Raw genomic sequence first — 22,697 nt, 5'->3', positions numbered from 1 at the left:
CTTATGCGGTTCAAGTCGGCTCTGGCGCGGCCGTTAAAGAGATGCAGCATAGATGCTATGACGGCTTGTTCTAGAGAGCTGCGTCAATCAATTGCAATGTTTTCGCCACTCAGCGAAAGACGGGCGGCATTATACATGGCGTTCCCTACTCTCAAGAGTGCAATTTCCTCAGGTTGTGTCCGCGTATGACAGGCGAAATGAACATCCTCCCGCTCCCGCCAACCACCCCGGCGACTTCGCGTCCATTGGTGATCAGCGGCGAGTTGCTCAAGCTGCTGACGCCGATGGAGGGCTTGATCACGGCCGGGCAGACTGCCAAGGCTGAAGTGCTGTCGCTCAAGCAGGCAGATCAGACCTTTCAACTGTTGCTCAAGGTCACCCTCGACAGCGGCCGCCAGACCACGGTCCAGGCCACCAGCACTCAGCCGTTGCCCCAAGGCACCAGCCTGTCGATCACCCAGCCGTCGGCGGGCAATCTGGCGGTCACGGTGCAACAGGCCATCGCCTCCAGCGTCGCCACCCTCACCCGTATCGACACCGCGCAACTGCCGGTCGGCACCCTGCTGCAAGGCAAAGTGCTGACCTCTCAGGTGATGCCGCAGGTGCCGGGCCAGCCGACGGTGTTTCGCTCGATGGTGAGCCTGCTCAACACCGCACTGAGCGGCAGCACACTGAGCATCGACAGCCCGACACCGCTGCGCATCGGCACCTTGCTGAGTGCCTTGGTGCAGGACACCCAGACACTCAAATTCGTGCCGCTGAGCAGCCGTCAGGAACAGTTGGCGGTAACGCAACAATTGGTCAGCCAGCAAAGCCGCCAAGGTTCTCTGGATGGCTTGATCAAACTCCTGCAAAACCTGCCGCCCTCGGATCAGACCTCCAGCGACCTGCGCGCGGCCGTGGACAAACTGCTCGCCGGCCTGCCGGACGTTCAACAACTGAGTACGCCCAAAGGCCTGGCCCAGGCACTGGCCAACAGTGGCCTGTTCCTCGAAGCCAAATTGCTGACCGGACAAAACCCGACGCTGGCGCCAGACATGAAAGGCGACCTGCTCAAGCTGATCGCCCAACTGACGCCGGGCTTGCCGGCCAACACCAATCTCACCGCAATCATTGCCGCCAACACCCTGGCCCAGGCCATGCCGAGTTTCGTGCGCAATGCCCTGGGCATGCTCGGGCAAGTCAGCGCCAAACCGTCACCGACCAGTTTTCCGCTGCCCGAGCGCCTGCTGCAAAGCGCGGAAGGCGAAGATGATCTCGAGCACCTGCTGCGCCTGGCGGCTGCGGCGGTTTCACGTTTACAAAGTCATCAGCTGTCGAGCCTTGAGCAGACTGGCGTCACCAGTGACGGGCGGTTGATGAGCACCTGGCAACTGGAAATCCCCATGCGCAATCTGCAGGACATCGTGCCGTTGCAGGTCAAATTCCAGCGCGAAGAAGCCCCCGAAAAAGAACAACCGCGCGAACGTCGCGACGAACGCGAACCAAAACAACAATTGTGGCGAGTCGATCTGGCGTTCGACATGGAGCCGTTAGGGCCGTTGCAGATTCAGGCCCAACTGATCAAAGGCAGCCTCTCCAGTCAGCTGTGGGCCGAACGGCCTTACACCGCGAGCCTGATCGAAAGCAATCTGGCCGCGCTGCGCGAACGCTTGCTGGCGTCAGGCCTGAACGTCGGCGATCTGGATTGCCACCTCGGCACACCGCCACAAGGCCCTCAAACCCGTCTCGAACAACGCTGGGTCGACGAAACCGCATGAACGAATCCACCGCACCGCGCCAGGCCATCGCCCTCAAGTACGACGGCAGCCACGCCCCTACCCTTACGGCCAAAGGTGACGAAGAACTGGCTGAAGAAATTCTGCGGATTGCCCGTGACTACGAAGTGCCGATTTACGAGAACGCCGAGTTGGTAAAACTGCTGGCGCGGATGGAATTGGGCGAGAGTATTCCCGAGGAGTTGTACCGCACGATTGCCGAGATCATTGCGTTTGCCTGGAATCTGAAAGGCAAGTTTCCGGCGGGGCATGATCCGCATGCGGTGACGGTGGAGAAGGATGTCACCGAGCGCGGGGATGATTATTGAATCTTTGTTGAATGTAAGAAGATCGCAGCCTCGTTTCACTCGACAGCTCCTACAGGGCGTACACCATCCCAATGTAGGAGCTGTCGAGTGAAACGAGGCTGCGATCTTTTGCTCTTTTCAGTTTCTGTGCAACTTGCTCATCAACTCCGCCTCAGCCTGGGTCAAGCCGCAAGACTGAGTCAGCTCATCGACGCTGGCCCCCATCCCCACCAGGCGCGCGGCCTGGGCGAATGAAAGGCTCGATGGATCACGCTGTTCCAACTGCGCCAGTTTGTCCGGCAACGGTCCGACCACCGCGCGCAGTTCGTGCAGGTCTTCACCCATGCGCACGTTGCCGCTTTGGTAGTCTTCGACGCGTTTGGCCAGATCCTTGATGCGCTGATCGCGCAGCGCATCGCCCTGGGCCTGTTGTGCGGCGATCTGCCTTTGAGCGCGGATGTACGCCAGGAACATCGCCAGCGTGCCTGCCCACAAAAGGAACAGGACAATCACAGCCACCTCAAGAATCAATCAGATACTCTCCAGTTCCGACCATTCTTCTTCGCTCATCATCTTGTCCAGTTCGACCAGGATCAGCAATTCGTTGTTCTTGTTGCACACGCCTTGAATGAACTTGGCGGACTCCTCGTTACCGACGTTCGGTGCGGTCTCGATTTCCGACTGACGCAGATAAACCACTTCAGCCACGCTATCGACCATGATCCCGACCACTTGCTTGTCGGCTTCGATGATGACGATGCGGGTGTTGTCACTGACGTCGACCGTACCCAGGCCGAAACGCTGGCGGGTGTCGATCACGGTGACCACGTTGCCGCGCAGGTTGATGATACCCAGCACGTAGCTCGGGGCACCCGGTACCGGAGCGATTTCGGTGTAGCGCAGGACTTCCTGAACGCGCATCACGTTGATGCCGTAGGTTTCATTGTCCAGCTTGAAGGTGACCCATTGCAGGATCGGATCTTCGGAACCTTTTGCCGCCGTCGCCTTGTCATTCATACCCTGACCCCTCGAAAAACCGCCCTAGCGGTGTGTATTCAGTGCACCGGCACTTGAATGCCGATGCGTGTTTTTTATGTCGGTTTGTGGTTCGGCTTACTGCCGCCCATGTGCTTCGCCCCGCCGCTGGCGATCAATTCGGCCAGTGCGGCGACATCGAGCAAGGCGCACATGTGTTCAATCACCGTGCCGGCGAGCCATGGTCGCTGCCCCCGGTGACTTCTCCATTTGATTTCATTCGGGTCCAGGCGCAACGAGCGGCTGACCTGATGCACCGCCAGCCCCCACTCATAGCCCTGGACCGAAATAACGTATTGCAGGCCCTGGCGGAAATCATCGCGGTAGCGGTCCGGCATGACCCAGCGTGCGGTATCCAGCACTTTCAGGTTGCCGGCCTGGCTTGGCAGGATCCCGAGGAACCATTCCGGCTGACCGAACAACGGCGTCAGCTCGTGGCCGGCCAGGGAATAAATCGAGCCCAGGCACACCAGCGGCACCGCCAGGGTCAACCCGGCGACATCGAACAACAGGCATTCGAACGGCTCGGCCGCCCAGGCCGGACGATCGTCGTTTTCCACCGGAGGCGGCGTGTTGCTCGGCGGCAGATGAACTTCCACCACCGGCGGCACCAACGCTTGCAGTAGCGGTGCAATGGTCGAGACAGGTGCCAGAATCGGTGCCGGTGCGTCGATCACAGCTACCGGCGTTTTCACCACTGGCGCGACGACAGGAGCTGCGGCCACTGCGGGTGTCTGTGCATCCCGGGCCTGTTCTTCGAGCACCGCCGCCTGGAACTCGTCCAGCGCAGCCTCAGTCTCGACAACCTCGGGCAGCACCTGGACTTCTGGCAGCAACTCTTCGGTCGCGTCCTGCAGCAAGCCATCCAGATAAGACTGAAGGGCCAATTGCGGGCGCGAGGTGATCTTCACCGGCCGGGTCATGCGAATACCATCGTAGGAATCAGGCTCATCTCAAGCCACCTGCGGAACAAGTTGCTGGGCGAGCAGATGCTTGAGCAGTGCGCGGTAGGCGAGAACGCCGCGACTCTTGCCATCGAATTGCGAAGGCGTCAGCCCTGCCCGGCTCGCGTCACGCAAGCGGGTGTCGATCGGGATGTAGCCTTGCCAGATTTCTTCCGGGTACTTGTCGCGCAACACGCGCAGAGTGCCAAGCGAAGCCTGGGTACGGCGGTCGAACAGGGTCGGCACGATGTTGAACGGCAACGCCAGTTTGCGCGAGCGGTTGATCATCGCCAGCGTGTTGACCATGCGTTCCAGGCCTTTGACCGCCAAGTGCTCGGTCTGCACCGGAATCACCAACTGCTGGCTGGCCGCCAAGGCATTGACCATCAGCACGCCGAGCAACGGCGGGCTGTCGATCACGGCGTAATCGAAGTCTTGCCACAACTGCGCCAGACTCTTGGCGATCACCAGGCCCAAACCGCTCTGGCCCGGCGACTGGCGCTCAAGGGTGGCCAGCGCGGTGCTCGACGGCAACAGGGAAATGCGTTCGTCACTGGTGGGCATCAACAGCTGACCGGGCAAGCCTTGCGGCACGTTGCCCTTGTGCAGAAACAGGTCGTAGCTGCTGTGCTCCAGGCTGTCGGGGTCGTAACCGAAGTAGCTGGTCATGGAGCCGTGGGGGTCGAGATCGACCACAACCACGCGCTTGCCCGCCTCCGCCAGTAAACCGGCTAAAGCAATGGAGGAAGTGGTTTTACCGACACCACCCTTTTGATTGGCAACTGCCCAGACTCTCATTCGGATTGTTCCTCCCGGTCGAAAAGGCCAACCGAGAAATAGCTCAACGTATTAATGCGGGTGACGGAGAATTGACGGCACTCTCGCGTCCCGGCGACTTGACCGGGGTCGGTGCAGTTTGTGTGCCAGCCCGCTTCAATGCGGCATCCGGTTGTGCATGAGCCGTTCCGGTACCGGTGAGGCTACGGCGTACATCAAGATTGCGTGACACCACCAGCACCACCCGACGGTTGCGCGCACGGCCTTCTGCGGTGGCGTTGTTGGCCACTGGCTGGAATTCGCCATAACCCACCGATGCCAAGCGACCAGGGTTCACGCCCTGCATCGCCAGCATCCGCACGATGCTCGCCGAACGGGCCGAGGACAGCTCCCAGTTGGTCGGGTATTGCGCGGTGCGGATCGGCTGATCGTCGGTGAAGCCTTCGACGTGGATCGGGTTGTCGAATGGCCGCAGGATCGCGGCGACCTTGTCGATAATGTTGAACGCAATGTCGCTGGGCATGGCGTCGCCGCTGCCGAACAACAGGCTGGAGTTGAGTTCGATCTCAACCCACAACTCGTTGCCGCGCACGGTCATCTGATTGGAACTGATCAAGTCGCCGAACGCCGCGCTGATGTCATCGGCGATGCTTTTGAGTGGATCATTGGCGGCCTGGGCGATGCCGGCGTCGATCTGTTCGCTGTCCTTGACCAATGGCTTGGCCGGGGTCACGGTCTTCGGTCGTTCTTCGCCGATGGGAATCGGCTTGAGGGCGCGGTCAGAGTCGGTAAACACTCCGATCAACGCCTCGGAAATGATCTTGTACTTGCCTTCGTTGATCGAAGAGATCGAGTACATCACCACGAAGAACGCGAACAGTAAGGTAATGAAGTCGGCGTAGGACACCAGCCAGCGTTCGTGATTGACGTGTTCTTCAGGTTGCCGACGACGAGCCATAATCCATTTCCCCCATCAATCCATGAAGCCCTGAAGCTTCAACTCAATAGAGCGAGGGTTTTCACCTTCGGCGATCGACAGGATCCCTTCCAGCAACATTTCGCGATAGCGCGACTGCCGCAACGCGATGGACTTGAGCTTGGCGGCAATTGGCAGCAGCACCAGGTTGGCACTGGCCACGCCGTAGATGGTGGCGACGAAGGCGACGGCGATGCCGCTACCCAGTTGCGATGGATCGGCCAGGTTGCCCATGACGTGGATCAGACCCATCACCGCACCGATGATACCGATGGTCGGCGCGTAGCCGCCCATGCTTTCAAAGACTTTGGCGGCTTCGATGTCGCGGCTTTCCTGGGTGTAGAAGTCCACTTCCAGAATGCTGCGGATCGCTTCCGGCTCGGCGCCGTCCACCAGCAGTTGCAGGCCTTTGCGCGAGTAGCTGTCGGGTTCGGCGTCGGCCACCCCTTCCAGCCCGAGCAAACCTTCCTTGCGAGCGGTCAGGCTCCAGTTCACTACGCGGTCAATGCCGCCGGCCAGGTCCACGCGAGGGGGAAACAGAATCCAGGCAAGAATCTGCATGGCACGCTTGAAGGCACTCATCGGCGATTGCAGCAGCGCGGCACCGATGGTGCCACCGAGGACGATCAACGCTGCCGGGCCGTTGGCCAGCGCGCCAAGGTGACCGCCTTCAAGGTAGTTGCCGCCGATGATGGCGACGAACGCCATGATGATCCCGATAAGGCTGAGCACATCCATCAGATGCAAGCCTCAACCAGGTGCCGACCGATGTCGTCGAGGCTGTACACCGCATCCGCGAGTTCGGCTTTGACGATGGCCATCGGCATGCCGTAGATCACACAACTAGCTTCATCCTGGGCCCAGATCGCACTGCCGCCCTGCTTGAGCAGACGCGCGCCTTCGCGACCGTCGGCGCCCATGCCGGTCAGTACCACCGCCAGAACTTTGTCGCCGTAGGACTTGGCCGCGGAACCGAAGGTAATGTCCACGCACGGCTTGTAGTTCAGGCGTTCGTCGCCCGGCAGGATTTTCACCGCGCCACGGCCATCGATCATCATCTGCTTGCCACCCGGTGCCAGCAGCGCCAGGCCCGGACGCAGGATGTCGCCATCCTCGGCTTCCTTGACACTGATGCGGCACAGCTTGTCCAGGCGCTCGGCGAAGGCCTTGGTGAAGGCGGCCGGCATGTGCTGGATCAACACGATGGGTGCCGGGAAGTTGGCCGGCAACTGTGTCAGAACCCGTTGCAGCGCAACCGGGCCGCCGGTGGAGGTACCGATGGCGACCAATTTGTAGGCTTTGCGTTTCGGCGCAGGCGATGACGGAGCCGCTGCATGGGGGCGCGCCGCAATCGGTGCCGGTGCCGGACGCGCAGGCGCGCTGCTGCCGTAGCTGCCGACGCTCGAAGGCGCAGGAGCAGGCGTCGGGGCCGGCGCGGCGACCGGCGCCGGCGGAGTGTAGGCACTGACACGACGGTTACTGCGCGAGATGCTGAGAATCTTCTCGCACAGCAGTTGCTTGACCTTCTCCGGGTTGCGGGAGATGTCTTCGAAATTCTTCGGCAGGAAGTCCACTGCGCCGGCATCCAGCGCATCGAGGGTGACCCGGGCGCCTTCGTGGGTCAGCGAGGAGAACATCAACACCGGGGTCGGGCAGCGCTGCATGATGTGCCGCACCGCCGTGATGCCATCCATCATCGGCATCTCGTAGTCCATGGTGATCACGTCTGGCTTGAGGGCCAGGGCCTGATCGATCGCCTCTTTTCCGTTGGTCGCCGTACCGACGACCTGGATGTTTGAATCCGCTGCAAGAATTTCCGAGACGCGGCGGCGGAAAAACCCCGAATCGTCCACCACCAGGACTTTGACTGCCATAAACACTCCGTTAGACGGGGCGAGGCTCTGGCGCCCCGCTCCCCCAGAATCAAATACGCCGTGCGGCGTAACGCTTGAGCATGCTCGGGACATCGAGAATCAGAGCAATGCGGCCGTCACCGGTGATGGTGGCGCCGGACATGCCCGGGGTTCCCTGGAGCATTTTGCCCAATGGCTTGATGACCACTTCTTCCTGGCCCACCAACTGATCGACGACGAAGCCGATCCGTTGAGTGCCCACCGAAAGGATCACCACATGGCCCTCGCGCTGCTCTTCGTGAGCGGCGGAGCTGACCAGCCAGCGCTTGAGGTAGAACAAGGGCAGCGCCTTGTCCCGCACGATCACCACTTCCTGGCCGTCCACCACGTTGGTGCGCGACAGGTCGAGGTGGAAGATCTCGTTGACGTTCACCAGCGGGAACGCGAACGCCTGGTTGCCGAGCATGACCATCAGCGTCGGCATGATCGCCAGGGTCAACGGGACCTTGATGACGATCTTCGAGCCTTTGCCCTTGGTCGAGTAGATATTGATGGTGCCGTTGAGCTGGGCGATCTTGGTTTTCACCACGTCCATGCCCACGCCACGACCGGACACGTCGGAGATCTCGGTCTTGGTCGAGAAGCCCGGCGCGAAGATCAGGTTGAAGCAATCGGACTCGCTGAGACGGTCCGCCGCATCCTTGTCCATCAACCCTTTTTTCACGGCGATGCCGCGCAAAACGTCAGCGTCCATGCCCTTGCCGTCATCGGAGATGGACAGCAGGATGTGGTCGCCTTCCTGTTCTGCGGACAGGATCACTTTGCCGCTGCGAGGCTTGCCCATCGCTTCGCGATCAGCCGGCTCTTCGATACCGTGGTCGACCGAGTTGCGCACCAAGTGGACCAACGGGTCGGCCAGGGCCTCGACGAGGTTCTTGTCGAGGTCGGTTTCTTCGCCGACCAGTTCCAGGTTGATCTCTTTCTTGAGCTGGCGAGCCAGGTCGCGAACCAGACGCGGGAAGCGCCCGAAGACTTTCTTGATCGGTTGCATCCGGGTCTTCATGACCGCGGTTTGCAGGTCGGCCGTGACCACGTCGAGGTTCGACACGGCCTTGGACATGGCTTCGTCGCCGCTGTTGAGGCCCAGACGGACCAAGCGGTTACGCACCAGTACCAGCTCGCCGACCATGTTCATGATTTCGTCGAGACGCGCGGTGTCGACCCGCACGGTGGTCTCGGCTTCGCTGGTTGGCTTTTCCGCGGGCGGCGCGGCCGGGGCACGAGCAGGAGCCGGCGCTGCGGCGGCAGCAGGCTTCGGTGCTTCTGCTTTGGGCTCGGGGGCTTTTGGCTCGGGTGCTTTGGCCACAGGTGCTGGCGCCTTGGCAACCGGAGTCGCTACCGAAGCAACAGCAGAAGCAGTGCCCACTTCAGTGAACTTGCCCTTGCCATGCAATTCGTCGAGCAGCGATTCGAATTCATGATCGGAGATCAGATCGCTACCGGCCGCAGCGGCGGTTGGCGCAGCCGGGGCTGGCGCCGAAGCGATTGCCGATTCCAGCGCATCGACCGCAAAGTTGCCTTTGCCATGCAACTGGTCGAGCAGTGCTTCGAACTCGTCGTCGGTGATGTCGGAGCTGTCGCCGGCGGCTTTCGGAGCAGCCGGTGCAGCAGGCGCTGCGGCCACTGCATCGGCGGCGAACTGGCCTTTGCCGTGCAGTTGATCGAGCAACGACTCGAACTCGGCATCGGTGATTTCGTCACTGGCGGCTGCATCGGCGGCAGGCTGCGAAGCAGGCTGCGCAGCCGCTACGGGCGCCTCGGCCTGGGCCTTGACGGCGTTCAGCGAGTCCAGCAGTTGTTCGAATTCGTTATCGGTAATGTCGCCCGATTCGCTTTCAGCGACCGGTGCTTCAACCACTTCAGCGACGGGCGCCGGTGTGGCTTCATCAGCCGTTTGCGGCTCGGCCAGGCGGGCCAGCGCCGCGAGTAATTCAGGCGTGGCAGCCGTGATCGGGCTGCGTTCGCGGACTTCGCTGAACATGCTGTTCACCGCGTCCAGCGCTTCGAGAACCACGTCCATCAGTTCCGAGTCGACGCGACGCTCACCCTTGCGCAGGATGTCGAACACGTTCTCGGCGATGTGACAGCACTCCACCAGCTCGTTGAGCTGGAGGAAGCCGGCGCCCCCTTTTACAGTGTGAAAACCGCGAAAAATTGCATTGAGCAAGTCCGCATCATCAGGTCGGCTTTCCAGCTCGACCAGCTGCTCGGACAGTTGCTCTAGAATCTCGCCGGCCTCAACCAGGAAATCCTGAAGGATCTCTTCATCGGCGCCGAAGCTCATTAAGGGGGTGCTCCTACAGGTCTAAAAACCCAAAAAACTAAAATCCAAGACTGGATAGCAAATCGTCCACATCGTCCTGACCGGACACAACGTCTTCTCTTTTATCGGCATGAATCTGCGGACCTTCACCCTGAGAGAGATGTTTTTGTGGATCTTTTTCAGCCAGCATCGCTTCACGGTCATGTTCGATACCCGCAAAGCGGTCTACCTGACTGGCCATGAGTACGAGCTTGAGCAGGTTGCTTTCAACTTCGGTGACCAATTGGGTCACACGCTTGATCACCTGACCGGTGAGGTCCTGGTAATCCTGGGCCAGCAGAATGTCGTTCAGGTTGCTCGACACCGTGCGGTTGTCCTCACTGCTGCGTGTCAGGAAACCGTCGACCCGCCGGGCCAGCTCGCGGAACTCTTCAGCCCCGACTTCGCGACGCATGAACCGTCCCCAATCCGTGCTCAGCGCCTGGGCTTCATCGCTCAGGCTGTTGATCAGCGGCGTGGCGTTTTCCACCAGGTCCATGGTGCGGTTGGCCGCGGCCTCGGTCAGCTTGACCACATAGGACAGGCGCTCGGTGGCATCCGTGATCTGAGACACTTCCTCGGCTTGCGGCATGTGCGGGTCAATCTGGAAATTGACGATCGCGCTATGCAGCTCGCGGGTGAGCTTGCCCACTTCCTGATACAGGCCGCGGTCACGGGTCTGGTTGAGCTCATGGATCAGTTGCACAGCGTCGCCGAACCTGCCTTTTTCAAGGCTTTCGACCAGTTCGACCGCGTGTTTTTTCAGGGTCGACTCGAAATCGCCCTGTGAAGATTCGTTATGCTCCATAGCTCCCCCGTGCGCAGTACATCAGCCGATGCGTTCGAAAATCTTCTCGATTTTTTCTTTCAACGCCTGGGCTGTGAAGGGTTTGACCACATAGCCGTTAACACCGGCCTGGGCCGCTTCGATGATTTGCTCGCGCTTGGCTTCGGCAGTCACCATCAGCACTGGCAGATGCTTGAGCTTTTCATCGGCGCGCACGTGACGCAGCAGATCGATACCGGTCATGCCAGGCATGTTCCAGTCCGTTACCAGAAAGTCGATGCTTCCGCTGTTGAGAACCGGAATGGCAGTGGTGCCATCGTCAGCCTCGACCGTGTTGGTGAACCCAAGGTCACGCAACAGGTTTTTTATGATCCGCCGCATCGTTGAGAAGTCATCAACGATGAGGATTTTCATGTTCTTGTCCAATTCGACCTCCAAGCAGTCTTAAACGCGCCCAGCACCTGGACGCGCCATTTCAATCAATCCGGCAAAGCACTCAATGACTGTCTGGAGCACAACAGATCGAGACCGGTACGGTTCAACACCACACCAGCTCCATTCGCAGTGTCCCCACACTGCCTTCAGCGCGCTCGCCACTCCCCCAAACGCCCCCGCAAACGGGCCGCGCACTGGCTGTGTAACTGGCTGACCCGAGATTCACTGACCCCCAGGACCTCACCGATTTCCTTGAGATTCAACTCTTCGTCGTAGTACAGCGCCAACACCAGTCGCTCACGCTCCGGCAAATTGGCAATCGCGTCCGCCAGCGCCGCCTGGAAGCGTTCATCTTCCAGATCGCGTGACGGCTCGAGATGAGCACTCGCGCCATCCTCATGCAGCCCTTCGTGTTCGCCGTCCTGCAACAGATCGTCGAAACTGAATAACCGGCTGCCCAGGGTGTCGTTCAAAATCCCGTAATAATCGTCGAGACTCAATTGGAGTTCGGCCGCAACTTCGTGATCTTTAGCGTCACGGCCGGTTTTAGCTTCAATCGAGCGAATCGCGTCGCTGACCATGCGGGTATTGCGGTGGACCGAACGTGGCGCCCAGTCCCCCTTGCGCACTTCATCGAGCATCGCGCCGCGGATTCGAATACCCGCGTACGTCTCGAAACTCGCGCCTTTGCTGGCGTCGTATTTGGTTGATACTTCAAGCAGGCCGATCATCCCGGCCTGGATCAGGTCTTCGACCTGGACACTGGCCGGCAGACGCGCCAGCAAGTGGTAGGCAATGCGTTTGACCAGTGGCGCGTAACGCTCGATCAGCTCGTACTGCGCGTCACGTGCCGACTTCTTGTAGAGGTTGTAACCGCTGGCTGTCATAGCACGGGTCCTGCCGTTTGTTGCACGAGGCGCTCGACGAAAAATTCCAGGTGCCCACGCGGGTTGGCCGGCAGTGGCCAGGTATCGACTTTCTGCGCAATGGCCTTGAACGCCAGGGCGCACTTGGAACGCGGAAAGGCTTCATACACCGCGCGTTGCTTCTGCACGGCCTTGCGCACGCTTTCGTCGTAAGGCACCGCGCCGACGTATTGTAAGGCGACGTCGAGGAAGCGATCCGTGACCTTGGTCAACTTGGCGAACAGGTTGCGGCCTTCCTGCGGGCTCTGCGCCATGTTGGCCAGGACGCGGAAGCGGTTCATGCCGTAGTCGCGGTTAAGCAGTTTGATCAGCGCGTAGGCGTCAGTGATCGAGGTCGGCTCGTCGCACACCACCAGCAAGACTTCCTGCGCGGCGCGCACGAAGCTGACTACCGAGTCACCAATGCCCGCAGCGGTGTCGATCACCAATACGTCGAGGTTGTCGCCGATGTCGCTGAATGCCTGGATCAGGCCGGCATGCTGGGCCGGGCTCAGATGAACCATGCTCTGGGTGCCGGAGGCGGCCGGGACGATGCGGATACCGCCAGGCCCTTGCAACAGCACGTCGCGCAGCTCACAGCGGCCTTCGATCACGTCGGCCAGCGTGCGTTTGGGTGTCAGTCCCAACAGAACGTCGACGTTCGCCAGCCCCAGATCGGCATCCAGCAGCATGACGCGCCGGCCGAGCTCAGCTAGAGCCAGGGACAAGTTCACTGACACGTTAGTCTTCCCGACGCCACCTTTGCCGCCGGTCACCGCGATCACCTGTACGGGATGCATGCTGCCCATGTTATTTCTTTACCTTGTCTTACTTAGACGGAGGCCACATTACTGGCTGCGCGTTCACCATCGGAACAATGCATGGCAGACCATCGATGTAGGTACAAAAAATGTTCATTAACACCTCAGCCAACCTGCTTGGTCGGGCTGTGGTAAATATCAGCGAACATGTCAGCCATGGCTTCTTCGCTGGGTTCTTCCTGCATTTGTACGCTAACGGCGCGGCTGACCAACTGATGACGACGTGGCAGATGCAAATCATCCGGAATCCGCGGACCATCGGTCAGGTAAGCCACCGGCAACTCATGACTGATCGCCAGGCTCAACACCTCGCCCAGACTTGCCGTTTCATCCAGTTTAGTCAGGATGCAGCCGGCGAGGCCGCAGCGTTTGTAACTGTGATAAGCGGCGGTTAGAACCTGTTTCTGGCTGGTGGTTGCCAAGACCAGATAATTTTTTGATTTGATGCCGCGCCCGGCCAGGCTTTCGAGCTGCATCCGCAGTGCCGGGTCGCTGGCCTGAAGGCCGGCGGTATCGATCAGCACCACGCGTTTGCGCAGCAAGGGCTCCAGCGCCTGCACCAGGGATTGACCCGGGTCGACGTGGGTCACCGACACATTGAGGATCCGGCCCAGCGTCTTGAGCTGTTCCTGGGCACCTATGCGATAGCTGTCCATGCTCACCAGCGCGATGTTCTGCGCGCCGTACTTGAGCACGTAACGGGCCGCGAGCTTGGCCAGTGTGGTGGTCTTGCCCATGCCGGCGGGGCCGACCATGGCAATCACCCCACCCTCTTCCAGCGGCTCGATTTCCGGGGTAGCGATCATCCGCGCCAGGTGCGCGAGCAACATGCGCCAGGCCTGACGCGGCTCTTCAATGTCGGTAATCAGCGCCAGCAGATCGCGCGACAACGGGCCGGACAAGCCGATACGCTGCAGACGACGCCAGAGATTGGCCTGGGCCGGACGGCTGCCTTGCAGCTGATTCCAGGCCAGCGAGCCAAGCTGCACTTCCATCAGTTCACGCAGGCTGTTGAGCTCGAAACGCATCGAATCGAATGCGCGCGGATCGACACCGGTCGCCGCAGCAGGCGCGGGAGCCGGACGCCGAGGCTCGGCCAGCGTCGGTTCGATCAGCGGTTCGGCGGCGGTCAACGGCAGGCCGGCGAACAATTGGCGATTGGTGGTCTTGTCGCTCTCGCCATCGCCGCGCAGGCTCAGTTCGGCCTGGGCGGTGACGATCCGCGACTGGGTCTTGCGCAGCTCATCCTCGAGTTCCATGTTCGGAACACGCGGGGCCAGCGCCGACAATTTGTAATCCAGGGCAGCCGTCAGCTCGACACCGCCGGCGATCCGGCGATTGCCAATGATGGCGGCATCAGCGCCCAGCTCATCACGAACCAGTTTCATGGCCTGACGCATATCGGCGGCGAAAAAACGCTTAACTTGCATAAACCACTACCTCAGCCGTTGGGCCCTACTGTCGCAACGATGGTCACTTGCTTGTTGTCAGGAATTTCCTGGTAAGCCAACACGTGCAAACCCGGCACTGCCAGCCGACCGAATCGCGAGAGCATCGCGCGAACCGGACCGGCCACCAGCAGAATCACCGGCTGACCTTGCATTTCCTGACGCTGCGCCGCATCGATCAACGAACGTTGCAGTTTTTCCGCCATGCTTGGCTCCAGCAGAACGCCCTCTTCCGAGCCTTGTCCTGCCTTCTGAAGACTATTGAGCAATATTTGTTCCAACCTTGGTTCCAAGGTGATCACAGGCAGCTCCGACTCAGTGCCTACAATGCTTTGCACGATTGCACGGGATACGCCGACGCGCACCGCGGCCACCAAAGCGGCGGTATCTTGACTCTTGGCGGCGTTGTTCGCGATAGCTTCGGCGATGCTGCGGATGTCCCGCACCGGCACCTGTTCGGCCAGTAACGCCTGCAAGACTTTGAGCAGCTGCGACAGCGAAACCACCCCCGGCACCAGCTCTTCGGCCAGCTTCGGTGAGCTTTTGGCCAGCAATTGCATGAGTTGCTGGACTTCTTCGTGGCCGATCAGCTCGCTGGAGTGCTTGTACAGAATCTGGTTCAAGTGGGTCGCCACCACCGTACTGGCATCGACCACGGTGTAACCGAGGGATTGCGCCTGGGCACGCTGGCTGATTTCGATCCACACCGCTTCCAGGCCAAAAGCCGGATCTTTGGCGGTGATGCCATTGAGCGTGCCGTAGACCTGACCCGGGTTGATCGCCAGTTCGCGCTCCGGGTAAATCTCCGCTTCAGCCAGGATCACGCCCATCAGGGTCAGGCGATAGGCGCTAGGCGCCAGGTCGAGGTTGTCACGGATATGCACAGTCGGCATCAGGAAGCCCAGGTCCTGGGAGAGTTTTTTACGCACCCCCTTGATCCGCGCCAGCAACTGCCCACCCTGGTTGCGATCCACCAGCGGAATCAGGCGGTAGCCCACTTCCAGGCCAATCATGTCGATCGGCGTCACGTCATCCCAGCCAAGTTCCTTGGTTTCCTGAGCCCGGGCCGGCGACGGCAGCAACTCCTGCTGACGCTTGACCTCTTGCAGGGCCTGAACCTTGACCGCGTTCTGCTTCTTCCAGAACAGGTAAGCGCCACCAGCCGCCAGGGCTGCCATGGACAGAAAGGAGACGTGCGGCATGCCGGGCACCAGGCCCATCACCGCCATCAAGCCTGCGGCCACCGCCAAGGCTTTCGGCGAGGCGAACATCTGACGATTGATTTGCTTGCCCATGTCCTCCGAGCCGGAAGCACGGGTCACCATGATCGCGGCGGCGGTCGACAGCAGCAGTGATGGCAATTGCGCCACCAAACCGTCACCGATGGTCAACAGCGCATAAACCTTGCCGGCATCACCAAAGCTCATGCCGTGCTGGAAAATACCCACCGCCATGCCGCCGATCAGGTTGATGAACAGGATCAGCAGGCCGGCGATGGCGTCACCGCGCACGAATTTGCTGGCACCGTCCATGGAACCGTAGAACTCGGCCTCCTGGGCGACTTCCATCCGGCGCAGTTTCGCCTGGTTTTGATCGATCAGGCCAGCGTTCAAGTCGGCGTCGATCGCCATCTGTTTACCGGGCATGGCGTCAAGGGTGAATCGCGCGCTCACCTCGGAAATACGCCCGGCGCCCTTGGTTACCACGACGAAGTTGATGATCATCAAAATCGCGAAGACCACGATACCGACCACGTAGTTACCGCCGATCACCACCTCACCGAAGGCCTGAATCACCTTACCGGCGGCAGCATGGCCGTCCTGACCGTGGAGCATCACCACCCGCGTGGAGGCCACGTTCAGCGCCAGTCGCAACAACGTCGCCACCAGCAGAATGGTCGGGAACACCGCAAAATCCAGTGGTCGCAAGGCGTACACACAGACCAGCAACACGACGATGGACAGGGCAATGTTGAAGGTGAAAAACACGTCCAGCAGGAACGGCGGCACCGGCAACATCATCATGGCCAGCATGACCAGCAGCAACAGCGGCACGCCCAGATTGCCCCGACTTAAATCGGCAACGTTTGTGCGAGCACTGTTGATTAACTGAGAGCGATCCACCGGTTTTCCCCGTTCCTTTAAAGCAAACTTTTGACGCCTGAAGCAGGCGCAGGGCGGCTACTGCAAGAAGCCTTCCAACTTTTGCCAAGGAGGGAAATAGATAGATTTGTTGAGCCGGGTAGCAGCTGCCGAGCTGCGCGAGGCTGCGCAGCAGTCGCAAATCCTTTGCGAGGACTGCGTCCTCGAACGCAGCCTCGCAAGCTCGGCAGCTGCTACGAACAAGGTGGATCAGAGTTGGGGCATGACATCGCTCAAGTTCACTGCCATGCCATTCGTCCAGAGATCTGCACAACCGTAAGTTTTGATAGTAGCCAAAACGGCTTTATGGGTATTGGATGGTGGTCATCAGCGTTGGTAATACCAAACGCCGGAGCAGCGATCATGCCCAAGAAAGCGGTCAAGTCATTCAATGATGCCAAAGGCTTCGATCTGGTTGCGCCCAAGCAACAGGACGACAGGAAGAAACAGGAGAACAGTATCGCGAAAGAGCCCGGCAATGAAAAAGCCAATAAGCGCCATCAGCGTCCGTAGCCGCTGCCGAAGGCTGCTACCCTTTGATTTCAGAACCGTAGACCCGATCAGGAATCGCGACGCAGATCCGGCGGAATCGGCAAATCGTCCTTCAGCGGATCCGGCCGTTTGCCCTTGCCGGCGCGGTATTGGCGAATCTGATAGACATAAGCCAATACCTGAGCCACTGCCAGATACAGCCCGCCAGGAATCTCCTGATCCAGTTCCGTTGAGTAATAGATCGAACGCGCCAGCGCGGGCGATTCGAGTAACTGCACTTGGTTGGCCACGGCAATTTCACGGATTTTCAAGGCCAGGAAGTCGCTACCCTTGGCGATCAGCATCGGCGCCCCACCCTTCTCCGGATCGTACTTGAGCGCTACGGCGTAGTGGGTCGGGTTGGTGATGACCACGTCGGCGTTGGGGATCGCGGCCATCATTCGCCGCTGCGACATCTCGCGCTGCAACTGACGAATGCGTTGCTTGACCTCCGGTCGCCCTTCCTGATCCTTGTGTTCGTCACGGATTTCCTGCTTGGTCATCAACAGCTTTTTGTGGCTTTCCCAGAGCTGCACCGGCACGTCGACCAACGCGATGATGATCAGCCCGCACGCCATCCACAACGTGCTCCAGCCCACCACTTGCAGACTGTGGATGATCGCCATGTCCAAGGGTTCATGGGCGATGCGCAGCAGATCGTCGATGTCTGACGACAACACCGCCAGCGCCACGAACAACACGATGAAGAACTTCGCCAAGGCCTTAAGCAACTCCACCAGCGCCTTGGCCGAGAACATTCGTTTCAGGCCTGCGCCGGGGTTCATGCGACTGAACTTGGGCGCCATGGAGCCGGCTGCGAACAGCCAACCCCCCAGGGAAATCGGACCAATCAGCGCGGCCAGCAGCAATGTGATCATCACCGGCTGAATCGCGATCAAGGCGATTTTTCCCGAATGCAGCAAAAAAGTGCCCATGGAGCGCTGGTCCAGAATCACTTCCCGCGACAGCGTGAAGTTCATCCGCATCAACTCCATTAAATCCTGGGCCAATGCGCCACCAAAAATCAGCAAGGCGCCGGCGCCGGCCAGCATCACCGCCAGGGTGTTAAGCTCCTTGGAACGCGCAATCTCGCCCTTCTCACGGGAGTCCTTTTTGCGTTTCTCCGTGGGGTCTTCTGTTTTGTCCTGACCGCTTTCGCTCTCAGCCATGACTCAGCGCGCCTGTGCCAGTTCGCGTAACAACTGCAAGGCTTCGGCGGCCAGTGGTTGATACTGATTGAGGATGTCCGCCAGGCCGACCCAAACGATAAACAAGCCGAGCACCAGAGTCAGCGGGAAGCCAATCGAGAAGATGTTCAACTGCGGCGCCGCCCGGGTCATCACACCAAACGCGATGTTGACCACCAGCAGCGCGGTGATCGCCGGCAACACCAGCAACAGCGCCGCACCAAGCACCCAGCCGAGCTTGCCGGCCAGCTCCCAGAAATGACTGACCATCAACCCGCCACCGACTGGCAGCGTGGTGAAGCTTTCGGTGAGGACTTCGAACACCACCAGATGGCCATTCATCGACAGGAACAACAGCGTCACCAGCATGGTGAAAAACTGTCCGATCACCGCCACCGACACGCCGTTCGTAGGGTCGACCATCGAAGCGAAGCCCATGCCCATCTGGATCGCGACAATTTGCCCCGCCACCACGAACGCCTGGAAGAACAGTTGCAAGGAAAAACCCAACACCGCGCCGATGATGATTTGCTCGGCGATCAGCAGCAGCGCGCTCAGGTCCAGCGCGTTGACCGCGGGCATGGGCGGCAGACCCGGCGCGATAACCACAGTGATCGCCAGCGCGAAGTACAAACGCACACGCTTGGGCACCAGCGTCGTGCCGAAAATCGGCATGACCATCAGCAACGAGCCGATGCGAAACAGCGGCAACATGAACGTCGCCACCCAGGTGCTGATCTGGGTATCGGTCAGTTGCAGCAGCGACATGGCTTAACCGATGACCTGAGGAATGCTGTGGTACAGCTGCAGGATGTATTCCATGAAAGTCTGCACCAGCCACGGGCCGGCAACGATCAGCGTCACCAGCATCACCAACAGACGCGGCAGGAAGCTCAGGGTCTGTTCGTTGATCTGGGTGGCCGCCTGGAACATCGCCACCAACAGCCCCACCAACAAGCTCGGGATCACCAGCACAGCGACCATCATGGTGGTCAGCCACAGCGCTTCGCGAAAGATGTCTACGGCAACTTCGGGCGTCATGGTGAAACACCGCCGAAGCTGCTGGCCAACGTGCCGATGATCAACGCCCAGCCATCCACCAGCACGAACAGCATGATTTTGAACGGCAGGGAAATGATCAGTGGCGAGAGCATCATCATACCCATCGCCATCAGCACACTGGCCACCACCAGGTCGATGATCAGGAACGGAATGAAGATCATGAAGCCAATCTGGAACGCGGTTTTCAGTTCCGAGGTCACGAACGCCGGCACCAGAATCGTCAGCGGCGCCTGATCCGGCGTAGCAATATCAGTGCGCTTGGACAGGCGCATGAACAGCTCCAGATCGCTGCTGCGAGTCTGGGCCAGCATGAAGTCCTTGATCGGCACCTGAGCCTTGGCGACTGCATCCTGAGCGGTGAGTTTCTCCGCCAGATACGGCTGCAAGGCATCCTGATTCACCCGATCGAACACCGGCGCCATGATAAACATGGTGAGGAACAGCGCCATGCCGGTAAGGATCTGGTTCGACGGTGTCTGCTGCAACCCCAGGGCCTGACGCAGGATCGAGAAAACGATGATGATCCGGGTGAAACTGGTCATCAGCATGACGAACGCCGGGATGAAACTCAGCGCCGTCATGATCAGCAGGATTTGCAGGCTGACCGAGTATTCCTGAGCGCCATTGGCATTGGTGCCCAGGGTGATCGCCGGGATCGACAACGGATCGGCGGCGAACGCCAGTGGCGCAGCCAGCATCAGGGCCAGCGTCAAGACGATGCGTAACGCACCCATTACTTCTTATCCTTCTGATCCTTGCCAAGCATCTCCAACAGACGCTGGGCAAACTCCGGAGTCGCTTTCTCGGTTGCGCTCGGCACTTGTACCGGCTCCTTGAGCACATGCAACGCGGTGATGGTGCCGGGGCTCAGGCCCAGCAGAATCTGTTCGTTGCCGACCTGTACCAGCATCAAACGGTCACGGGGGCCGAGGGCTCGGGAACCGATCAACTCGATCACTTGCCCCTTGCCGGCCGGCCCGGCCTGCTGAACCCGGCGCAGCAGCCAGGCGAGGAAGAAGATCAACCCCAGCACCAGCAGCAAGCCGAACACCAATTGCGTCAACTGCCCGGCCACACCGCTGCTGACGGCTGGCGCGGCCGCCGCTGTCGCAGCAGTCGTCACCGACTCGGCCGCCAGCACGCTGGATGGCAAGGCCAATAGAACCGCAAGAACCTTGTTCACTCAGCGCAGCTTCTTGATGCGTTCGCTTGGGCTGATCACGTCGGTCAGGCGGATGCCGAACTTTTCGTTGACCACGACCACTTCGCCGTGGGCGATGAGCGTGCCGTTGACCAGCACGTCCAGCGGCTCGCCGGCCAGGCGATCGAGCTCGATCACCGAACCCTGGTTGAGTTGCAGCAGGTTGCGGATGTTGATGTCGGTGCTGCCGACTTCCATGGAAATCGACACCGGGATATCGAGGATCACATCCAGGTTCGGACCATCCAGCGTCACTGGATCGTGGTTCTTCGGCACGCTGCCGAACTCTTCCATCGGCAGACGGCTGGAGCCCGACGTACCGGCATCGGCCGCCAGCAGCGCATCAATATCGGCCTGCCCTGCGTCACCGGTTTCTTCCAGGGCCGCAGCCCATTCGTCGGCCAGTGCCTGGTCGTCCTGGGCGTTCATATCGTCGTTCATCATTTGTCCTCGGCGGGCAACAATTCAGTTAAATGCGTAGGGAGGTACGAGCGCCGGTCAGCGGCGCTCGATCGGCTCGATCACTTGCAACGCGAGGTTGCCCTTGTGCGAGCCCATCTTGACCTTGAAGGCCGGCACGCCGTTGGCGCGCATGATCATTTCTTCCGGCATCTCGACCGGGATCACGTCGCCGGGCTGCATGTGCAGGATGTCGCGAAGGCGCAGCTGGCGGCGGGCAACGGTGGCACCGATCGGTACGTCGACGTCCAGCACGTCCTGGCGCAAGGCGTTGATCCAGCGTTCGTCCTGATCGTCGAGGTCCGACTGGAAGCCGGCATCGAGCATCTCGCGCACCGGCTCGATCATCGAGTACGGCATGGTCACGTGCAGGTCGCCGCCACCGCCATCGAGTTCGATGTGGAACGTCGACACCACAATGGCTTCGCTCGGGCCGACGATGTTGGCCATGGCCGGGTTCACTTCCGAGTTGATGTACTCGAAGTTCACTTCCATGATCGCCTGCCAGGCTTCCTTCAAATCGACGAAAGCCTGCTCCAGCACCATGCGCACCACACGCAGTTCGGTGGGGGTGAATTCACGCCCTTCGATCTTCGCGTGACGGCCGTCGCCGCCGAAGAAGTTGTCCACCAGCTTGAACACCAGTTTGGCGTCGAGGATGAACAGTGCGGTGCCGCGCAGCGGTTTGATCTTGACCAGGTTGAGGCTGGTCGGCACGTACAGCGAGTGCACGTATTCACCGAACTTCATCACCTGCACGCCACCGACGGCAACGTCCGCCGAGCGGCGCAGCATGTTGAACATGCTGATGCGGGTGTAGCGGGCGAAACGCTCGTTGATCATTTCCAGCGTCGGCATGCGTCCACGGACGATGCGATCCTGGCTGGTCAGGTCGTAGCTTTTGACACTGCCGGGTTCGGCAGCGTTATCGGTCTGTACCAGACCATCGTCGACGCCATGCAACAGCGCATCGATCTCATCCTGGGACAGCAGGTCCTGCACGGCCATGTCGTGTTCCTACTGCAGTACGAAATTAGTGAAAAGCAACTGTTCGATCACCACTTTGCCCAGCTCTTTCTGCGCCACTTCCTGGACGCTGGCCGTGGCTTTCTGACGCAACATCTCCTGGCCGACCGGGGTCGCCAGCGTGGCGAAATCCTGACCGGAAAACAGCATGACCAGGTTATTGCGGATCACCGGCATGTGGACTTTGAGCGCCTCCAGATCAGCCTGATTACGCCCCAGCATGGTGATGCTCACCTGCATGTAGCGCTGACGGCCGTTCTGGGTGTAGTTGGCCACGAAGGCTGGAGCCATTGGCTCGAAGATCGCCGGCTGCTTGCCGACCACAGCGGTTTCAGCCGCGGCGGCAGGCTTGCTCTGGGCGCTGTGCATGAAGAACCAGGTCGCTCCCACGGACAAGCCGATCGCCAGTAGCAGGGCCACGACGATCACAATGATCAGCTTGATTTTGCCTTTGGTTGCGGGGTCTTTTACTACTGCTTCGCTCTTCGCCATGCCAATAATCCGTCACTAATCGGGTTTTCACAGTCGCACGGCAAGGCAAGAGCAAGTGTTATGCCAGAAGTGTCTGGGGGATTTGAGGCGCAGACTTAAAGAGATCACAAGAAAGGTAGGAGCGAGGCTTGCCCGCGAAGAACGATAATGCGGTTTAACTGATAAACCGGGTTATCGTTCTTCGCGGGCA

General features: G+C 60.1%; 25 protein-coding genes. 3 read left to right on the top strand and 22 right to left on the bottom strand.

From position 1 onward, the window contains the following. Window positions 1–185 precede the first annotated feature (185 nt). A complete protein-coding gene (fliK, locus tag AC1RL4_RS24980) occupies window positions 186–1,760 on the top strand; it encodes a flagellar hook-length control protein FliK (RefSeq protein ID WP_230174820.1) in 1,575 nt (524 codons plus the stop codon). Continuing rightward, window positions 1,757–2,086 carry an EscU/YscU/HrcU family type III secretion system export apparatus switch protein gene (locus AC1RL4_RS24975; RefSeq protein WP_018925069.1) on the top strand — a complete coding sequence of 110 codons (330 nt, stop codon included), beginning with the start codon at window positions 1,757–1,759 and terminating at the stop codon, window positions 2,084–2,086. Before fliK ends, AC1RL4_RS24975 begins: the two co-directional genes overlap by 4 nt. Before the next feature lie 117 nt (window positions 2,087–2,203). Here AC1RL4_RS24975 and AC1RL4_RS24970 read toward each other — a convergent pair whose 3' ends face one another. From AC1RL4_RS24970 to flhA, 14 genes are all read right to left on the bottom strand, one after another. Then, entirely contained in the window at window positions 2,204–2,596 is a 393-nt protein-coding gene (locus AC1RL4_RS24970) for a DUF2802 domain-containing protein (RefSeq protein WP_019579590.1), read from the bottom strand. Continuing rightward, window positions 2,597–3,082 carry a chemotaxis protein CheW gene (locus AC1RL4_RS24965; RefSeq protein WP_007938663.1) on the bottom strand — a complete coding sequence of 162 codons (486 nt, stop codon included), beginning with the start codon at window positions 3,080–3,082 and terminating at the stop codon, window positions 2,597–2,599. It lies immediately after the preceding gene. Window positions 3,083–3,156: 74 nt separating this feature from the next. Then, complete coding sequence (locus AC1RL4_RS24960) at window positions 3,157–4,023, bottom strand: CheW domain-containing protein (RefSeq protein WP_019579589.1); 867 nt, start codon at window positions 4,021–4,023, stop codon at window positions 3,157–3,159. Between the two features lie 30 nt (window positions 4,024–4,053). Next, window positions 4,054–4,842, bottom strand: a complete 789-nt coding sequence (locus AC1RL4_RS24955; RefSeq protein WP_018925066.1) for a ParA family protein — start codon at window positions 4,840–4,842, stop codon at window positions 4,054–4,056. 43 nt (window positions 4,843–4,885) lie between these two features. Then, window positions 4,886–5,782: a flagellar motor protein MotD gene (gene motD / locus AC1RL4_RS24950; protein ID WP_370695253.1), complete on the bottom strand. Its 897-nt coding sequence runs from the start codon at window positions 5,780–5,782 to the stop codon at window positions 4,886–4,888. A 12-nt stretch (window positions 5,783–5,794) separates the two neighbouring features. Next, the gene (locus AC1RL4_RS24945) at window positions 5,795–6,535 is read right to left on the bottom strand and encodes a flagellar motor protein (RefSeq protein WP_007938659.1); all 741 of its coding nucleotides are present in this window, start codon (window positions 6,533–6,535) and stop codon (window positions 5,795–5,797) included. Next, entirely contained in the window at window positions 6,535–7,671 is a 1,137-nt protein-coding gene (locus tag AC1RL4_RS24940) for a protein-glutamate methylesterase/protein-glutamine glutaminase (protein WP_230174822.1), read from the bottom strand. The genes AC1RL4_RS24945 and AC1RL4_RS24940 overlap by 1 nt, the downstream gene beginning before the upstream one ends. Before the next feature lie 49 nt (window positions 7,672–7,720). Then, a complete protein-coding gene (locus tag AC1RL4_RS24935) occupies window positions 7,721–9,994 on the bottom strand; it encodes a chemotaxis protein CheW (protein WP_028939997.1) in 2,274 nt (757 codons plus the stop codon). 37 nt (window positions 9,995–10,031) lie between these two features. Continuing rightward, window positions 10,032–10,820 carry a protein phosphatase CheZ gene (locus tag AC1RL4_RS24930; RefSeq protein WP_028939996.1) on the bottom strand — a complete coding sequence of 263 codons (789 nt, stop codon included), beginning with the start codon at window positions 10,818–10,820 and terminating at the stop codon, window positions 10,032–10,034. A gap of 21 nt (window positions 10,821–10,841) precedes the next feature. Beyond that, the gene (locus tag AC1RL4_RS24925; RefSeq protein ID WP_003183998.1) at window positions 10,842–11,213 is read right to left on the bottom strand and encodes a chemotaxis response regulator CheY; all 372 of its coding nucleotides are present in this window, start codon (window positions 11,211–11,213) and stop codon (window positions 10,842–10,844) included. A 167-nt stretch (window positions 11,214–11,380) separates the two neighbouring features. After that, window positions 11,381–12,121 carry an RNA polymerase sigma factor FliA gene (fliA, locus tag AC1RL4_RS24920; RefSeq protein WP_007894214.1) on the bottom strand — a complete coding sequence of 247 codons (741 nt, stop codon included), beginning with the start codon at window positions 12,119–12,121 and terminating at the stop codon, window positions 11,381–11,383. Continuing rightward, window positions 12,118–12,948 (bottom strand): flagellar synthesis regulator FleN, encoded by an 831-nt coding sequence (fleN, locus tag AC1RL4_RS24915; protein WP_003222917.1) that lies wholly within the window; start codon window positions 12,946–12,948, stop codon window positions 12,118–12,120. Before fleN ends, fliA begins: the two co-directional genes overlap by 4 nt. A 116-nt stretch (window positions 12,949–13,064) precedes the next feature. Continuing rightward, a complete protein-coding gene (flhF, locus tag AC1RL4_RS24910) occupies window positions 13,065–14,390 on the bottom strand; it encodes a flagellar biosynthesis GTPase FlhF (RefSeq protein WP_019579585.1) in 1,326 nt (441 codons plus the stop codon). Between the two features lie 11 nt (window positions 14,391–14,401). Further along, the gene (gene flhA, locus AC1RL4_RS24905; RefSeq protein WP_007938653.1) at window positions 14,402–16,531 is read right to left on the bottom strand and encodes a flagellar biosynthesis protein FlhA; all 2,130 of its coding nucleotides are present in this window, start codon (window positions 16,529–16,531) and stop codon (window positions 14,402–14,404) included. Window positions 16,532–16,765: 234 nt separating this feature from the next. Here flhA and AC1RL4_RS24900 point away from each other — a divergent pair, with 234 nt between their 5' ends. Continuing rightward, window positions 16,766–17,062 carry a hypothetical protein gene (locus tag AC1RL4_RS24900; RefSeq protein WP_157755460.1) on the top strand — a complete coding sequence of 99 codons (297 nt, stop codon included), beginning with the start codon at window positions 16,766–16,768 and terminating at the stop codon, window positions 17,060–17,062. A 47-nt stretch (window positions 17,063–17,109) separates the two neighbouring features. Here the strand turns inward: AC1RL4_RS24900 and flhB are convergent, their stop codons facing one another. Genes flhB through fliL form a run of 8 tightly spaced genes read right to left on the bottom strand, consistent with a single transcriptional unit; the run spans window position 17,110 to window position 22,507 of the window. Beyond that, entirely contained in the window at window positions 17,110–18,249 is a 1,140-nt protein-coding gene (flhB, locus tag AC1RL4_RS24895) for a flagellar biosynthesis protein FlhB (protein WP_019579583.1), read from the bottom strand. A 3-nt stretch (window positions 18,250–18,252) separates the two neighbouring features. Further along, the gene (fliR, locus tag AC1RL4_RS24890; RefSeq protein WP_019579582.1) at window positions 18,253–19,035 is read right to left on the bottom strand and encodes a flagellar biosynthetic protein FliR; all 783 of its coding nucleotides are present in this window, start codon (window positions 19,033–19,035) and stop codon (window positions 18,253–18,255) included. 3 nt (window positions 19,036–19,038) lie between these two features. Continuing rightward, window positions 19,039–19,308 carry a flagellar biosynthesis protein FliQ gene (gene fliQ, locus AC1RL4_RS24885; RefSeq protein ID WP_007938648.1) on the bottom strand — a complete coding sequence of 90 codons (270 nt, stop codon included), beginning with the start codon at window positions 19,306–19,308 and terminating at the stop codon, window positions 19,039–19,041. After that, the gene (gene fliP, locus AC1RL4_RS24880; RefSeq protein ID WP_007938646.1) at window positions 19,305–20,063 is read right to left on the bottom strand and encodes a flagellar type III secretion system pore protein FliP; all 759 of its coding nucleotides are present in this window, start codon (window positions 20,061–20,063) and stop codon (window positions 19,305–19,307) included. The genes fliQ and fliP overlap by 4 nt, the downstream gene beginning before the upstream one ends. Beyond that, window positions 20,063–20,512: a flagellar biosynthetic protein FliO gene (gene fliO / locus AC1RL4_RS24875; RefSeq protein ID WP_019579581.1), complete on the bottom strand. Its 450-nt coding sequence runs from the start codon at window positions 20,510–20,512 to the stop codon at window positions 20,063–20,065. The genes fliP and fliO overlap by 1 nt, the downstream gene beginning before the upstream one ends. Next, the gene (fliN, locus tag AC1RL4_RS24870) at window positions 20,513–20,971 is read right to left on the bottom strand and encodes a flagellar motor switch protein FliN (RefSeq protein WP_096479716.1); all 459 of its coding nucleotides are present in this window, start codon (window positions 20,969–20,971) and stop codon (window positions 20,513–20,515) included. 57 nt (window positions 20,972–21,028) lie between these two features. Next, window positions 21,029–21,997 carry a flagellar motor switch protein FliM gene (fliM, locus tag AC1RL4_RS24865; RefSeq protein ID WP_007938639.1) on the bottom strand — a complete coding sequence of 323 codons (969 nt, stop codon included), beginning with the start codon at window positions 21,995–21,997 and terminating at the stop codon, window positions 21,029–21,031. A 9-nt stretch (window positions 21,998–22,006) separates the two neighbouring features. Further along, on the bottom strand, window positions 22,007–22,507 hold the full coding sequence (gene fliL / locus AC1RL4_RS24860; RefSeq protein ID WP_019579579.1) for a flagellar basal body-associated protein FliL: 501 nt from the start codon (window positions 22,505–22,507) through the stop codon (window positions 22,007–22,009). Between the last annotated feature and the right edge of the window lie 190 nt (window positions 22,508–22,697).

The organism is Pseudomonas sp. GW822-FHT07A10 (assembly GCF_058798795.1).
This window is presented reverse-complemented; position numbering and strand designations above follow the sequence as displayed.

What these genes read in the sequence shown, in the direction of transcription:
- fliK (WP_230174820.1), top strand. Translation starts at nt 186, where the DNA reads ATGACAGGCGAAATGAACATCCTCCCGCTCCCGCCAACCACCCCGGCG.
- AC1RL4_RS24975 (WP_018925069.1), top strand. Translation starts at nt 1,757, where the DNA reads ATGAACGAATCCACCGCACCGCGCCAGGCCATCGCCCTCAAGTACGAC.
- AC1RL4_RS24965 (WP_007938663.1), bottom strand. Translation starts at nt 3,082, where the DNA reads ATGAATGACAAGGCGACGGCGGCAAAAGGTTCCGAAGATCCGATCCTG.
- AC1RL4_RS24960 (WP_019579589.1), bottom strand. Translation starts at nt 4,023, where the DNA reads ATGACCCGGCCGGTGAAGATCACCTCGCGCCCGCAATTGGCCCTTCAG.
- AC1RL4_RS24955 (WP_018925066.1), bottom strand. Translation starts at nt 4,842, where the DNA reads ATGAGAGTCTGGGCAGTTGCCAATCAAAAGGGTGGTGTCGGTAAAACC.
- AC1RL4_RS24945 (WP_007938659.1), bottom strand. Translation starts at nt 6,535, where the DNA reads ATGGATGTGCTCAGCCTTATCGGGATCATCATGGCGTTCGTCGCCATC.
- AC1RL4_RS24940 (WP_230174822.1), bottom strand. Translation starts at nt 7,671, where the DNA reads ATGGCAGTCAAAGTCCTGGTGGTGGACGATTCGGGGTTTTTCCGCCGC.
- AC1RL4_RS24935 (WP_028939997.1), bottom strand. Translation starts at nt 9,994, where the DNA reads ATGAGCTTCGGCGCCGATGAAGAGATCCTTCAGGATTTCCTGGTTGAG.
- AC1RL4_RS24930 (WP_028939996.1), bottom strand. Translation starts at nt 10,820, where the DNA reads ATGGAGCATAACGAATCTTCACAGGGCGATTTCGAGTCGACCCTGAAA.
- AC1RL4_RS24925 (WP_003183998.1), bottom strand. Translation starts at nt 11,213, where the DNA reads ATGAAAATCCTCATCGTTGATGACTTCTCAACGATGCGGCGGATCATA.
- fliA (WP_007894214.1), bottom strand. Translation starts at nt 12,121, where the DNA reads ATGACAGCCAGCGGTTACAACCTCTACAAGAAGTCGGCACGTGACGCG.
- fleN (WP_003222917.1), bottom strand. Translation starts at nt 12,948, where the DNA reads ATGGGCAGCATGCATCCCGTACAGGTGATCGCGGTGACCGGCGGCAAA.
- flhF (WP_019579585.1), bottom strand. Translation starts at nt 14,390, where the DNA reads ATGCAAGTTAAGCGTTTTTTCGCCGCCGATATGCGTCAGGCCATGAAA.
- flhB (WP_019579583.1), bottom strand. Translation starts at nt 18,249, where the DNA reads ATGGCTGAGAGCGAAAGCGGTCAGGACAAAACAGAAGACCCCACGGAG.
- fliR (WP_019579582.1), bottom strand. Translation starts at nt 19,035, where the DNA reads ATGTCGCTGCTGCAACTGACCGATACCCAGATCAGCACCTGGGTGGCG.
- fliQ (WP_007938648.1), bottom strand. Translation starts at nt 19,308, where the DNA reads ATGACGCCCGAAGTTGCCGTAGACATCTTTCGCGAAGCGCTGTGGCTG.
- fliP (WP_007938646.1), bottom strand. Translation starts at nt 20,063, where the DNA reads ATGGGTGCGTTACGCATCGTCTTGACGCTGGCCCTGATGCTGGCTGCG.
- fliN (WP_096479716.1), bottom strand. Translation starts at nt 20,971, where the DNA reads ATGAACGACGATATGAACGCCCAGGACGACCAGGCACTGGCCGACGAA.
- fliM (WP_007938639.1), bottom strand. Translation starts at nt 21,997, where the DNA reads ATGGCCGTGCAGGACCTGCTGTCCCAGGATGAGATCGATGCGCTGTTG.
- fliL (WP_019579579.1), bottom strand. Translation starts at nt 22,507, where the DNA reads ATGGCGAAGAGCGAAGCAGTAGTAAAAGACCCCGCAACCAAAGGCAAA.